Annotated in this window: 15 protein-coding genes; 11 read left to right on the forward strand and 4 right to left on the reverse strand. The window is 44.0% G+C overall.

Features of this window, described 5'->3' with window-relative positions; genetic code table 11:
• The first annotated feature begins 36 nt into the window (after positions 1–36).
• The 6 genes from manA to GJB59_RS15345 all read left to right on the forward strand — a co-directional run bounded on the left by manA (position 37) and on the right by GJB59_RS15345 (position 5,854).
• A complete protein-coding gene (gene manA / locus GJB59_RS15320; RefSeq protein ID WP_142825948.1) occupies positions 37–990 on the forward strand; it encodes a mannose-6-phosphate isomerase, class I in 954 nt (317 codons plus the stop codon).
• 276 nt (positions 991–1,266) lie between these two features.
• Positions 1,267–2,154 carry a UTP--glucose-1-phosphate uridylyltransferase GalU gene (gene galU / locus GJB59_RS15325; RefSeq protein ID WP_142826229.1) on the forward strand — a complete coding sequence of 296 codons (888 nt, stop codon included), beginning with the start codon at positions 1,267–1,269 and terminating at the stop codon, positions 2,152–2,154.
• Positions 2,155–2,169: 15 nt separating this feature from the next.
• The gene (locus GJB59_RS15330) at positions 2,170–3,495 is read left to right on the forward strand and encodes a UDP-glucose dehydrogenase family protein (protein ID WP_142825949.1); all 1,326 of its coding nucleotides are present in this window, start codon (positions 2,170–2,172) and stop codon (positions 3,493–3,495) included.
• 19 nt (positions 3,496–3,514) lie between these two features.
• Entirely contained in the window at positions 3,515–4,228 is a 714-nt protein-coding gene (locus GJB59_RS15335) for a sugar transferase (protein ID WP_142825950.1), read from the forward strand.
• Between the two features lie 194 nt (positions 4,229–4,422).
• On the forward strand, positions 4,423–5,148 hold the full coding sequence (locus GJB59_RS15340) for a YveK family protein (RefSeq protein ID WP_142825951.1): 726 nt from the start codon (positions 4,423–4,425) through the stop codon (positions 5,146–5,148).
• 4 nt (positions 5,149–5,152) lie between these two features.
• A complete protein-coding gene (locus GJB59_RS15345) occupies positions 5,153–5,854 on the forward strand; it encodes a CpsD/CapB family tyrosine-protein kinase (protein WP_142825952.1) in 702 nt (233 codons plus the stop codon).
• Between the two features lie 59 nt (positions 5,855–5,913).
• On the opposite strand, the gene GJB59_RS15350 is transcribed toward GJB59_RS15345, so the two are convergent.
• The 3 genes from GJB59_RS15350 to GJB59_RS15360 all read right to left on the reverse strand — a co-directional run bounded on the left by GJB59_RS15350 (position 5,914) and on the right by GJB59_RS15360 (position 9,187).
• Positions 5,914–6,360, reverse strand: a complete 447-nt coding sequence (locus tag GJB59_RS15350; RefSeq protein ID WP_142825953.1) for a GDYXXLXY domain-containing protein — start codon at positions 6,358–6,360, stop codon at positions 5,914–5,916.
• Positions 6,357–7,532: a DUF2157 domain-containing protein gene (locus GJB59_RS15355; protein ID WP_142825954.1), complete on the reverse strand. Its 1,176-nt coding sequence runs from the start codon at positions 7,530–7,532 to the stop codon at positions 6,357–6,359. The genes GJB59_RS15350 and GJB59_RS15355 overlap by 4 nt, the downstream gene beginning before the upstream one ends.
• A 119-nt stretch (positions 7,533–7,651) precedes the next feature.
• Complete coding sequence (locus GJB59_RS15360; RefSeq protein ID WP_142825955.1) at positions 7,652–9,187, reverse strand: glucosyltransferase domain-containing protein; 1,536 nt, start codon at positions 9,185–9,187, stop codon at positions 7,652–7,654.
• Positions 9,188–9,458: 271 nt separating this feature from the next.
• Between GJB59_RS15360 and GJB59_RS15365 the strand changes: the two genes are divergently transcribed.
• Together GJB59_RS15365 and GJB59_RS15370 are read left to right on the forward strand one after the other, a co-directional pair.
• A complete protein-coding gene (locus GJB59_RS15365; RefSeq protein ID WP_236015720.1) occupies positions 9,459–10,136 on the forward strand; it encodes a flavin reductase family protein in 678 nt (225 codons plus the stop codon).
• 81 nt (positions 10,137–10,217) lie between these two features.
• Positions 10,218–10,763, forward strand: a complete 546-nt coding sequence (locus tag GJB59_RS15370; protein WP_142825956.1) for a GNAT family N-acetyltransferase — start codon at positions 10,218–10,220, stop codon at positions 10,761–10,763.
• A 63-nt stretch (positions 10,764–10,826) separates the two neighbouring features.
• Here the strand turns inward: GJB59_RS15370 and GJB59_RS15375 are convergent, their stop codons facing one another.
• Complete coding sequence (locus GJB59_RS15375; protein WP_142825957.1) at positions 10,827–11,534, reverse strand: MBL fold metallo-hydrolase; 708 nt, start codon at positions 11,532–11,534, stop codon at positions 10,827–10,829.
• 225 nt (positions 11,535–11,759) lie between these two features.
• Between GJB59_RS15375 and GJB59_RS15380 the strand changes: the two genes are divergently transcribed.
• The 3 genes from GJB59_RS15380 to GJB59_RS15390 all read left to right on the forward strand — a co-directional run bounded on the left by GJB59_RS15380 (position 11,760) and on the right by GJB59_RS15390 (position 13,627).
• On the forward strand, positions 11,760–12,035 hold the full coding sequence (locus tag GJB59_RS15380; protein ID WP_142825958.1) for a YciI family protein: 276 nt from the start codon (positions 11,760–11,762) through the stop codon (positions 12,033–12,035).
• Between the two features lie 31 nt (positions 12,036–12,066).
• Positions 12,067–12,612 carry a glycerol-3-phosphate responsive antiterminator gene (locus GJB59_RS15385; protein ID WP_142825959.1) on the forward strand — a complete coding sequence of 182 codons (546 nt, stop codon included), beginning with the start codon at positions 12,067–12,069 and terminating at the stop codon, positions 12,610–12,612.
• Positions 12,613–12,793: 181 nt separating this feature from the next.
• Entirely contained in the window at positions 12,794–13,627 is an 834-nt protein-coding gene (locus GJB59_RS15390) for an MIP/aquaporin family protein (RefSeq protein ID WP_142825960.1), read from the forward strand.
• The last annotated feature ends 9 nt before the right edge of the window (positions 13,628–13,636 follow it).

Below are 13,636 nucleotides of genomic sequence, written 5' to 3' on the forward strand. Positions count from 1 at the left end.
GTAAGGTGCTTGTTATTCCGTGGAGGAGGGGAGTTCATGTATAAGGAACCTGTTTTTTTAAAGCCGGTTTTCCAGGAGCGGATTTGGGGTGGGGAAAAACTTCAAAAACTATTTAATTACGATATTCCTTCGCAAACGACAGGGGAAGCATGGGTCATTTCAGCTCATGAAAATGGGCCATCCATTGTTATGAATGGCGAGCTGCAGGGGAAAAGTTTGTTGGAGGTTTGGCAAAACTATCCTCAGTTATTCGGCTCTGAAACCACCGACAGTGATTTTCCGCTGCTGGTGAAAATTCTCGATGCCAACGATCAGTTATCTGTTCAAGTGCATCCGGATGATCATTATGCCCAAGAGCTAGCCCATAAACCATTTGGAAAAACAGAATGCTGGTATATTTTGGATTGTGACGAAGATGCTGAAATTATAATCGGGCACCAGGCACAATCGCGCGAAGAGTTTCAGCAACTGGTAAGCAAAGGGGAATGGCACAAGCTATTTCAAAGCATCAAGGTGAAAAAAGGGGATTTTGTTTACGTGCCAAGCGGAACGCTGCATTCGATCGGCAAAGGGATCGTTATTCTGGAGACGCAGCAAAGTTCGGATATTACATTTCGGCTGTACGATTATGATCGTGTAGATCCGGAAGGCAAGAAGCGGGAGCTGCATTTAGAAGAAGCGATGGCGGTAATGACCTGTCCGCATCAGCAAGTTATCCAAAGCAACCTGAAAGAGCAGTTGAACAACCTGGAGTCGACGCGGTTGATTGAAGGTGAATATTTTACGGTATACCATTGGCTGCTTGGCGGAAAAGTTGAAGTGCCGTTAACGACCGGGTTTTTACTGGTCAGCGTTATTGGTGGCGCGGGGCAGATTGTGACAGAAGAGAGTGTATCGACAGTGAGGAAAGGGGACAATTTCATTGTTCCAGCGACTATCGGCAATTACTTTATAGACGGAGATTTAGAAATGATCGTATCACATACTTAAAAACGTCTACAATTATCTGAATATTAGAATATATATTTTGCTGTAAAAAGCCTCGGATAAATTAAAATAATAAGCAAATAGAACTAATTAAACCGTTTAAATTAATAATTCTTAATAATTAAACTATTTTTTAGGGACTATCGATGTTACAATGGGACAATATTTAGTCAATTGATTGCTAAAGAACCTGTTTTTTGATAACAAAAAGGTTCGATCCCATTTGAAAAGATAGAAATCGGTGTTCCTGAAATAAATCAAAGGCGGGTGGATTGTATGGTGAAAAAGGTAAGAAAAGCAATTATTCCAGCAGCCGGTTTGGGTACGCGATTTCTTCCGGTAACTAAGGCAATGCCTAAAGAGATGCTGCCAATCGTAGACAAACCAACGATTCAATACATTGTTGAAGAAGCCATTGCTTCGGGCATCGAAGACATCATCATTGTTACGGGAAAAGGAAAACGTGCAATTGAAGACCATTTCGATAAGAATTTTGAGCTGGAAGATAATTTGTTTAAAAAAGGCAAGTTTGAACTTCTTGAAAAAGTTCAGCATACCTCTAATGTAGAGATTCACTATATTCGCCAGAAAGAGCCTAAAGGCTTAGGGCATGCTGTCTGGAGCGCACGCAAGTTTATCGGAAATGAGCCGTTTGCTGTCCTCCTAGGTGATGACATTGTAAAAGCGGACAAGCCTTGTTTAAAACAATTGATCGACCAATACGACAAACTGCAATCGTCTATTATCGGAGTACAGCAGGTGCCCGATCATGAAACCCATCGATACGGCATCATCGATCCAAGTGGAGTGGATGGGCGCTGCTATCAGGTCAGCAACTTTGTAGAAAAACCGATACCAGGTACAGCTCCTTCCAACCTGGCAATTATGGGACGCTATATTTTAGATCCTGAAATTTTTGATTTTCTTGGGACCCAAAGTGCAGGGGCAGGAGGAGAAATCCAGTTGACGGATGCTATCCAAAAGCTGAATAAGGTGCAAAGCGTCTACGCTTATGACTTTGAAGGCAAACGCTATGATGTGGGTGAAATGCTTGGTTTCCTGCGTACAACCATTGAATTTGCTTTAGACAGTCCGGAATTTGGAAAAGACGTAGAAAGCATCATCAAGGAATTGATGGCTGAAAAATCAGCTGCACCACTATTTTAATTTGGGGGCCTCCGTATGAATATAAGTGTAATTGGAACTGGATATGTCGGATTGGTAACTGGTGTGAGTTTGTCTGAAATTGGCCATCACGTGATCTGCATCGACGTTGATGAAGACAAAGTCACAAAAATGAAGAAGGGGATTTCTCCCATCTATGAACCTGGTCTTGGTGAATTGATGACAAAGAACATCAATGAAAAGCGTCTTAGCTTCACGACAAGTCACCGAGAAGGACTTCAGCAGGCAGTTGTTGTCTATATTGCAGTAGGAACCCCGGAAAACAAAGATGGCTCTGCTGATTTATCTTTTGTGGCTCAGGCTGCCAAAGACATTGCTGAGAATGTCAAACACGATGTCATTGTTGTTACAAAAAGTACAGTTCCTGTAGGGACAAATGCCATGATCAAGGAAATCGTTCAAACTCATTTGTCTGAAGGGCTCCAGGTCGAGGTCGTATCGAATCCTGAATTTTTAAAAGAAGGATCGGCAATTCATGATTCTTTTCATGGAGACCGAATTGTCATTGGTGCGGACAATGAACAGGCATTCAGCATAATTGAGGAGATTAATCAGCCATTCAGGGTGCCTATCTTTAAAACAGATATAAAAAGTGCAGAAATGATTAAGTACGCATCGAATGCATTTTTAGCAACGAAAATCAGTTTTATCAATGAAATCTCCAATATTTGTGAATTGTTGGGGGCCAATATAGAGAATGTATCAACGGGAATGGGATTGGATCAACGGATTGGCAGCCAATTTCTAAAAGCGGGAATCGGCTATGGCGGATCTTGTTTTCCAAAAGACACAAAAGCCTTGATACAAATTGCGGGGAATGTCGAATATGAGTTTGAGTTGCTGAAAGGCGTGGTCAATGTCAATAAAAAACAGCAAGGGATATTGATCGGCAAGTTGAACGACTGTATACCAGTCATTTCAGGTAAAAAAATAACTGTGCTGGGGCTGGCTTTCAAGCCGAACACAGATGATATGCGGGAGTCTGCATCTATTCTGATTACCGAAGAATTGATAAAGCTGGGAGCAGAGGTTGTAGCTTATGATCCAATTGCAATGGACAATGCTAAAACCATTTTGAGTTCGAAAGTTCAATACGCAGATTCAATTGAAAGAGCGGTTGACAATAGTGATGCTGTACTGATTTTAACCGATTGGGATGAAATTAAGAACGTTGAACTGGCTGTATTCCACAACATGAAAAGGCCACTCGTTATTGATGGAAGAAATTGTTTTACGCTAGAAGCTATGGAGAAAAATGGAATTGATTATCATTCGATCGGCAGACCAGTTTCAGCAAAACTGATTGAAGCAGCGCCCATCTGATTGATAAATGGAATTTAAGATGAAAGTGGTGATTCAAATGTCAGTGTCCGCTCCTGAAAAAGAAAAACTGGATGTTAATACGAGATATCGGGAAATGGTGTTTGAAAGCGTCAAGACCAATACCAGCAATGGATATTTATATACAAAACGTTTTCTGGATATTGCCGGCTCGTTAATGGGGTTGGTTATATTGATTCCCTTATTTCTCATAGTCAGCTTGCTGATTAAACTGGAAGATCCTGATGGTCCGATATTCTTCAAGCAGAAAAGAGTCGGCAAGCATGGCAAGTCTTTTGATATGTATAAATTCCGTTCTATGGTGTGCAATGCGGAAGATTTAAAGGCCTCGCTGCTAAAACAAAATGAAGCATCAGGCCCTGTTTTCAAAATCAAAAGCGATCCGAGAATTACTAAAATCGGAAAATTCATCAGAAGAACCAGCATTGATGAATTGCCGCAGTTGGTGAATGTGCTCAAAGGCGATATGAGCATCGTAGGGCCAAGGCCAGCTCTGCCTGACGAAGTGGCTCAGTACACAAACTATGAAAAACAGCGTATTAGTGTTACGCCGGGCTTGACCTGTTTTTGGCAGGTTAACGGAAGAAGCAATATCAGCTTTCAGGAATGGGTCGAAATGGATTTGGAATATATCCGCAATCGCAATACAGTGATGGATATTAAACTTATCTTAAAAACTATTTTGGTGCTATTTGGATCGAAAGATGCCTATTGAACGAAAAGAAACCTTCATTGGATGCCCGGGCTTTACTGAAGGCGATCATAAGTTAAAGCATGGGACATCAATTAGTTCGATTGATGTCCCATAGCCGATTGTTTGAACAACAAGAAGCCGAGGGTTTTGTTGATGCCCGAAACTTATGCTTTCGTGCACTTGTACATTTCTAATCGAAAGGAGGGGATGGCGAAATGATAGAAACCATCAGTCTGCGTGAAATTTACTTGATCTTAAAGAATCGGATGCGGCTGATTTTGGCCATTACCATCGCATTCATGATTGTTGCAGCATTGATATCGTATTACATGCTAACACCCATCTATCAAACATCTACTCAGCTTTTGGTCAGTCAGCAACAGGCGGAAGCCGGGTTTGACAGTGAAAGTATTGAAACAGATTTACAATTGGTCGGTACATACAGTGAAATCATCAAAAGTCCGATCATACTTGAGCAAGTGATTAGCCAATTGGGATTGGAAATGTCCTATGAAGAGCTAAATGAAAAAATAACTGTGGAAATTGCAGAAAGCTCTCAGCTGCTCAACGTGGTTGTAGTAGATGCAGACCTTACTGCGGCTGTTGAAATTGCAAACAGTACAGCCGAAATTTTCGAAGTGGAAATTTTGGAATTAATGAATGCAGATAATGTTTCAATCCTGTCACCAGCTGTGGTCATGGAGAATCAGACACCGGTATCGCCAAATCCTCCATTGAATATTTTACTGGGTGCTATTGCCGGCCTGCTGATTGGAACGGCTATCGCTATGATTTTACGCTATTTGGATACAACGCTTAGAGTAGAAAAAGATATACAGGATGTGCTGGGGATTCCTGTACTCGGAGCCATCTCACCGATGAACGAAGAAGAAGACATCCCGGCAAATGAGCCGATTGCCTTTAAACGCAGGGAGGCATAAATGAATGGTGAAAAAAAAGAACAAACCGGAAGTGAAAAATCGAAAGCTGATTGCATTTACTAATCCGAAATCGCGGGTGTCAGAACAGTTCAGAACCTTGCGGACCAATATTCATTTTTCTTCTCCTGATGGTGATATTCGGTCATTGGCCATCACTTCTGCCTCGCATTCTGAAGGAAAGTCGACTACCGCTTCGAATTTGGCAATTGTGTTTGCTCAAGAAGGCAAGCGTGTGCTTTTCATTGATGCGGATATGAGAAAACCAACCATGCATGATACATTTAAAATTACAAATAACCGTGGGCTTTCAAATGTACTGGCCCGCCAGATTGCGTTGAAAACGGCGATTCAGCCAGCTGGAATTGAAAATCTGGATCTTTTGCCGTGTGGACCAATTCCGCCGAATCCGGCAGAATTATTGAGTTCCCATAGCATGGACCTGCTTTTTGAACAGGGACTGGATGTTTATGATCTGCTGATCTTTGATACGCCACCTGTTTTGTCTGTTGCGGACAGTGTGATTTTAGCGAACAAATGCGAAGGCACTATCCTGGTAGTGAACTCAGGGAAAACAGAACGAGAGCATGCCATCAGAGCAAAAGAAGCAATTACAGCTTCACCAAAAACCCGCTTGCTCGGAGCAGTGATCAATAATGTTAAAGTCCAAAAAAAAGCTGACTATGCGCAGTATTATGGGACGGAATGATAATTGTGAGTCCATAAAAAAAGTTCAATCAGTTTTTTGATTGAACTTTTTTTATGGACTTATTCCGAACGTTCTTGCAGGTTGATGGGCCGAATGGTTCCCCAACTGGAGACATCAATTGTTACTTGCAGGTTTTGCGCCGCCTCTAGTTGAGGGCCAAGCCCCTGCTCTACATAAAACTGTTCCAGTTGAGGGGCTGTGACGCTCCCGCCATAAACTGATCCCTCGATAGCTCCGAAAAAGGACTCGTTATCGATTCGGTCAATGACGGCATAGCCATCATCGCCTTTTTTCAAAGTGAAGTACACGGAACTGTCGTCTGTGACGGAAGACGTTTGCAAGTCTGGGTATTGCAGCATGACGTATTCTCCATAGAACGGATCGAACGGATCAAAGGGTTCAGCTCTTAAAACATATTGCTCGCCGAACCAGGAAGCTGCGTAATAACTTGCAAGCAGAATTACGACAACCGCGGTTTGGATGATTGGAAAGAGCCAGGATTTCATGGCTTGACACCTTCTTTCCTGCGATTAATCCACCAGGCTATAGCTGACAACAGGAACAACAGCAACGCACCGATTAAGAAGAAAAGTGACATGTCGAGCCGGTCCCATGCATAAATGATGTAAATAACAAACTGGACAACGATGAAGTAGACAAAGCCCAATCCCAAAGGTTCATTTTGCCGCTGGGCAATAATCAAATATGCGAGTGCGGACAATTCGGCAACTACTGTCAGTCCGATTGCTGTTTCGTCAAAGAGCAGCAATCCAATGGATCCGGCAATCGCAATCCACATGAGGGAGCGGAATTTGAAAAAGCAAAGTACAAGAACGCCAACTCCGGCGATGGCTAAAGCGATGGCCTCTGCCATATGGCTAGCGTCAATTATGCTGATAAACGTTTGTCCACGCACTGCCAAATATGCTACCAGCAACATCCCTGCTGCCAGCAAATAAAGTGGTCGAATCGTCCGCTGTTTGTTTTCAGGTGCAATGAGCAGGAGCAGGACAAGGGCGAACAAGGTCCAAATCGGCCACAGCGAGCTGTCATAATCCACTAGACCCCACAGCATGAACCCGGAAGCGAATAGCAGAATCCAGCTAAAGGCTACCGGTGCAAAACTTTTGCTGAAGTAAAACCACCCTGTAGCAATGGCGATGAAGATGCCCCATTCCAGCCATCCGATGTCAGGCAGAAATGATATCAGCACAGCGCCGCCAAAGAGAAAGCCGATGACGGAGTAAATGAGGTTTTTCCAATAAAAGAAATGGGCAAGCGCTGCAAGAAACATCGCCCATGGCAAAGCGGAATTTGCCAATGGAAAATGAAAAGTCTGTGCCGCGACCAGTAAAGTCGCACCAAACATCGCCAGCCCAATCACCCTAAAGAGCAGTGGGGAACCAAAAGCTTTTTTCTCCGAGAAAAGAGCGATACTGTAGAAAATCCACATTAAAGCCAGCATTAGCATTACTTTTGCGAGATCCGGTATTGCCTGCCAATTGGCCGCAATAAAACTGAAAATCGCCAGAGAGAAGAAAATCAAGCCAATCATCAACAGCAGCGGCAGCTTTTTAGGGGCGGGCTGACGCTTTTCAAAGGCTAAAATCTGCTCTGTTGTTTCTTGATCCAGCAGACCTGCCTGTTGCCATTGCTTCAGTTTTTGCTCGGTGTCCATGCTGATTCCCCCATTCTATTTACCCTCATTATATGCTTAAATTATGCAATGAGATAGGTAATTGATTGCATGAAAAAAGAAAACATCAGACAGCGGATCATTCCGTGTCTGATGTTTTCTTAGTCCCAGAGCTTCACCACGACAACATCGTCAATTACGCGAACGGCATTTGGCGATGGCCACGCCTCCATCTCTTCAAACCATACTGTAGCTGCAATTTTCTGGCGTTCCTGCTCAGAAATGAAATCATATTTAACACCAAAATAGTTTTTCATTAAGGCGCTGTAATGATAAGGGAGTGGAACGATGCTTTGCCCCAAAGGTCCCGTCATTCTTGGGATATTGTCGGGAATATCTTCTGTGCTTAATGGCGAGTCCAATTGCACACGTCCGATTAACGCCAGTTTTGATTCAGCCGTCACCCCTTCGGTTTGTTCCACTCTGCTGATCAGGCGGTTAACGAAGGCGGTTGATTTTTCGAATTTCAATTCCATATTGAGATAAGAAATATTCGAGATAAGGGCAAAGTTGAAGACTGAAACAAACACAATCACTACCGACAACCACGAAAATGTTTTAGCAGCCATTGTTGGGAGGGTCAGATGCTCATAGAAAAGCACCGGCAGCATGTAGAAACTGACAAGACCAAGCACCATCAGCATATGATAGACGACATCGGGTGAAACGAAATACAGCATATAGGCAGACACGGGCATCAGCAAAAGCAATGCCAGGGAAATCAATGTCATCCGAATACTAGTAAAGATGCGGTTCTGAATCAACAGCAGCACGAAGCCGACGGCAATCAACAGAAAAACAGCGACATTCAACCATTCAAATAAATTAATCGGCGAGTCTGTAGTGAATCCACGGAAAAAGAAAAAGGAGAAAGAATCATTTACTTGCTTGAAGCGTTCAAAAATGGAACCGCCGCTTTCGCCGACCGAGTCCAAACCCTGATAGCTTGTTATATTTCCGGCAAAAAAGGTGGAATAGAATTTGAAGTTTAGTGCATACATTGACATTCCGATTGCTCCCAAACCAAGGAAGCGAAGGACGTAGCTCTTCAATTGCTGGAAGGGAATCTTGCGGCCTAAGATTTCACTGATCAAAAAGATGATTATCACGGTAGATAGGAATGGCAGGTTGGCCTGGTAAACACCCATTCCCAAATAAAAAATGATCGAACCCGGGACAAATCCATATCTGTATTTTTTTGTGGTAAGCAAAGCCAGCATGGTGAGCAAAGAGCCGAAAATATAGCCGTCTGCAGTAAACATATACGAGAAGATAGACGCAATGGTCGGGAATGTGACGATTAAACCGCTAACTGCCACGATAGAAAAGGTTTTTTTCAATTGAAACAGTTCTATAAAAATTACAGCAATCAGCGCTAAGTAAAGAATAGAAAGCGTTCCGTTGATCCATGGCAAGTCGAAATAAGAGCTGATTCCGCTGAAAGGCGACAGAAAGAACCGGCCAGAACTCCCTTTCAGCTGGGGACTATACACATTGACGAGACTGTCATGGTTGGGAAGGATATTAGTGAAAACAAACATATGGCATAAAAACCCGATGATCACGGCTGAAAGAAAAGCGGTTTTCCATTGTGGTTTAATGATCAGTTTCAATTTCAATAGAAATTCTTCGGGCATTTCGATCGGCTCCTAATCTATTGCGATAATTTCACTCAAATTGGTATGTAAATTCCATTTCTAATAATATCAAACTTTGTTTGGAAAAAATAGGTCGTTTTTGTGGAGACCGCGAGTTTCGCTGTTTCTGCAATTTTTTTGGCACACCTGCTTCGGTGCCGGCGCAATCGCTTTGAACTGTCCAAATCAGCAGTCTTTTCAATACGAAGATTTGTTGCAGAAAACTGATTCGGAAAGGTTTGAAAAGGGAAAAAGAATAGGAAGAAGGCTTATGGCTGACAAGGTGAAGGGGTGGTTGGAAAAAATGATCATAGATCCATTGAACATGACTGCAAAGCAAAATTACAAATTATTGATTGGAAGTGTTGTGCCGAGGCCGATTGCCTGGGTATCGACTATGTCGACGGATGGCATAGCCAATTTAGCGCCTTTTAGTTTTTTTACAGTGGTATCGCGCAATCCGCCGATGCTGGCGTTTTCTGTAGGTGAAGGGGTCGAGGAACGTGCAGGTACGGTTAAGGACACATTGCAAAACATTCGTGAAAACAAGGAATTTGTCATTAATATCGTGACAGCGCCACTAGCAAATGAGATGGCAAAAAGCAGTGAACATATCGCCAGAGAAATTGATGAGTTTGAGTATGCGGGGTTGACTGCAGCGGAGTCCATTGAAATTTCCGTGCCGCGCGTTTTGGAGGCACCCATCAATATGGAATGCAAATTGCATGACATCATTCAATTGGGCGATGATCATTTGATAATTGGCAGACTCGTAAAATTCCATGTGAAAGATGAGCTGTATCAAAATGGCCGCATCAGTTTGGAAAAGCTTGCACCCATCGGCCGCTTAGCTGGAAATTACGCACCGGTGGAAACCATTTTTTCGTTGCCGATCGAAGATCTGGATAGCATACTGAAAACACCTGTTGATAAATCAGATAATCCGTAACGTGTTGCCGCTTTTGCTTATTCATTCGAATAACGGATAGCGGTTTTCTTATACAACAAAGATTAAGAAAGGAGTGTTTTGATGGGGTTAGATATCGGGAACGTCAGCTTTCGGCGATTGCGGCGCGAGCATTTGCCGCAGCTTTATGAATGGATTACAAAAGAACCGCCAGCCACCCGATTTTGGGGCTATGCACAAGGTGGCACATATGGCCAGTTTGTACAGGAATTCACGGACAGCATCAAGGGCAAGGATCCAACAAGGCCCTATATCATTTATTATGAAGAAACACCGATTGGCTATATCCAGACCTATCAATGGAGCGATTACCCAGGCTGCGAAAAGTACGAGGAGCTGCAAAAAGCTGCAGGATTGGATGTGCTGATCGGTGCCAAGAGCTACCGCAATAAGGGGCTGGGAACCAAAGTGCTTCATAAGTTTCTGAAAGAAATCATCTTTGCGGATTCGAAAATCCTATTCTGTGTCACGGATCCGGATATCCGAAATACAGTTGCAATCCGGGCCTATGAAAAAACTGGCTTCCAAAAAACGCGGCAGGTGGATGAAGTGCTGGATGAGCCAAGGCCGGTCATGCTGATGAGAGTGGGACGCAAAGAGGTGAAATAAGAAACCCGTTAGCCAGAGCGTTTCTGGCTAACGGGTTTTGGTCTGTTCATTGTCGGAGGCATCCTACTGAAGATTTTTTTTGCTTTCGAATATAGCCAAATCGATGGCATCAAGCGGTTTGCTGATCATTCGGCCATGTCCGACTGCAAGAAGCTGCGGATTTAGCTGGCGGATTTTCTGGGCGCTTTTAAGAGCTTCCTGTTTGTTCCATGTTGCAAAAGCCGGAAACGGAAACAAAGCTTTAAATGTACCGGATACAGCGATGCCCCCGCGCGTCTGGAGGGCATCCCCGGCAATCAGGAATTGGTTGCGCGTATCCAATAACGAAATAGAGCCTGGAGTGTGGCCGGGCGTACTGACCACTTTCAGGGAACCGACCCGATCGCCTTCTTCGAGCAAGCGATCCGGCTGCGTTTGAACGTTTTTAGGGACTCCGCCTTTGATTGGTGAATCAGGTTCATCTGGCAGCAGATTCGTGTCACCGGCAAGCAGACGCGCATCACGCCGTGACATGCTGACAACAGCATCCGGCCACTCGCGCTTGACGGCATCAAGTGCGCCGATGTGGTCGCCATGGGCATGGGTGATAATGATTTGGGTCAGCGGTTTTTTCATAACCTTGATCGACAATAAAATCTGTTTGGCATTAAATCCTAAAGCGGCATCGACCAAAGTCAGCTCGGTTTCTTCATCGACTATATAACAATTTACGGGGAAAAACCGGGGCATGAACGTCAATTGATAAACAGGTCCTTTTTTCGTCATCTGCACAGCCAACCAGCTCCTTATGGATGATGTAAGTTAGTTCCAGTTTACCCTGTTTGGCAAGGTTGGGAAAGGTGTTCTGACAGTAAAAGATGGCGAAGGGACATTATTTATTCGATTGGACAGTATATCCAAAAAATGAAAAAAATACTCTGGTTTCTGAAGAATTCATAGCAATAACAGACTTTTTGATGCCTGCTCCTTATAATAAAGAAAAAGGGAGGCGTATTCATGAAATATTTCGCGGTATTACTGCCCATGAAAGACGCTGATAAGAGCCGGGAGTTTCGGCCGCAGCATTTGGCGTTTTTGGAACACAAACGGAGCAATGGCCAAGTGGCAGCCAATGGAAAGTTTGCAGATGGTTCCGGTGGACTGGTCATTTACAGGGCTGAATCATTCGGAGCATGTGAAGCTTTGGTAAAGAAGGATCCATATGTTGTAGAAGGTGCCAGGAAATACGAAATCTTTGAATGGGAAGCGGTTTGGGCGGATAATGCTGAGTAAAGGGCATGGAACAATTTGAGGAGGAAAACCGGTGCATGAGTTAAACGGTGTTTTGCCAGTTTTGCGCAATATGAAAGAATTTGAACGCTTGCTCGACAGCGATCACGAATACATCATTTTTTTGGAGATTCGGCTGGCGCAGCTGAAACAGTTAGTGCAGGCAGCGAAAAAAGCCAAAAAGAAAGTTATCCTCCACGTGGATTTGATTCAGGGACTGAAGACAGATGCTTATGGATTCGAGTATTTGGTGAGGGAAGTCAAGCCGGATGGCATCGTGTCGACTCGCAGCAATGTCATCGCTTTGGCGAAGAAAAATAATTTGCTGACGATTCAGCGTCTTTTCCTGTTGGACAGCCAAGCGCTTGAGCATAATATTAAGCTGATCAATCAGGTCACTCCCGATTATATCGAAATTCTGCCCGGGATCATCCCGTCGGTCATCAAAGAAGTTTTTGATAAAACGGGCATCCCGGTCATTGCAGGCGGACTGATCCGGACAAAAGAAGATATTCAGTTGGCATACGATGGCGGGGCTAAAGCCATTTCAACCTCTCAGCCCGAACTTTGGGAAATATAAATTGTTGACAGCGTTTTCATAAACTGGTAACTTAGTATTTACAAGTTAAGAGCTGTGTTGGAGAAATGGAGACCCACACTGAAATGAGCGCTTCTCGCGGAGAAGCGGCTCGGTTCAGCGTGGGTCTTTTTGCGTTTTCTGAAAAACGGTTCTCAACTGAAAAGCAAAGGGGTGCAAAACAATGACGGAATTTTTAGCGGAATTAGTCGGTACGATGATTTTAATTATTTTTGGAGCCGGCGTAGTAGCAGGAGTGGTATTAAAGGACTCAAAAGCTGAGAACAGCGGCTGGATCGTTATTACGATTGCTTGGGGACTAGCCGTCACGATGGGAGTTTACGCAGTGGGCAGTTTTTCAGGAGCTCACTTGAATCCTGCAGTCACACTGGGGTTTGCAGCTGTAGGCGATTTTCCTTGGGCGAAAGTGCCGGTTTACATCATCGCACAGATTCTTGGTGCAATTATCGGTGCCGCCATCGTCTTTTTCAATTATTTGCCGCATTGGAAGCAGACTGAGGATGCCGAAACGAAATTGGGAGTATTCGCAACAATTCCTGCAATCCGCCGTCCATTTTCGAACTTGGTCAGTGAAATCATCGGGACTGCAGTTTTGGTCATGGGCTTGCTGTTTATCGGAGCCAACGAATTTACAGAAGGCCTGAATCCATTGATTGTCGGGGCATTGATCATGGCGATCGGGATGTCGCTTGGCGGCACGACCGGCTACGCGATCAATCCTGCGCGTGACCTTGGACCCCGCATTGCACATGCATTGCTGCCGATTCCGGGTAAAGGAAAATCGGACTGGTCTTACGCCTGGGTGCCGATTGTCGGACCTATATTCGGCGGTGTTTACGGAGCCTTATTCTATAAAGCCTTGTTCACTGGTGCATATGGTTTGCCATTTTGGGCAATGACAGCTGCCTTGTTCCTGGTTTTATTCGGGGCAGCAAGTGTAGAATTGAGAAAAGAGCGGACAACCGCTGATAAATTAGAAGAAAAAATCGTTTCATAACCCATTGGA

This window comes from Planococcus soli, from assembly GCF_016881065.1.
GTDB lineage: Bacteria > Bacillota > Bacilli > Bacillales_A > Planococcaceae > Planococcus > Planococcus soli.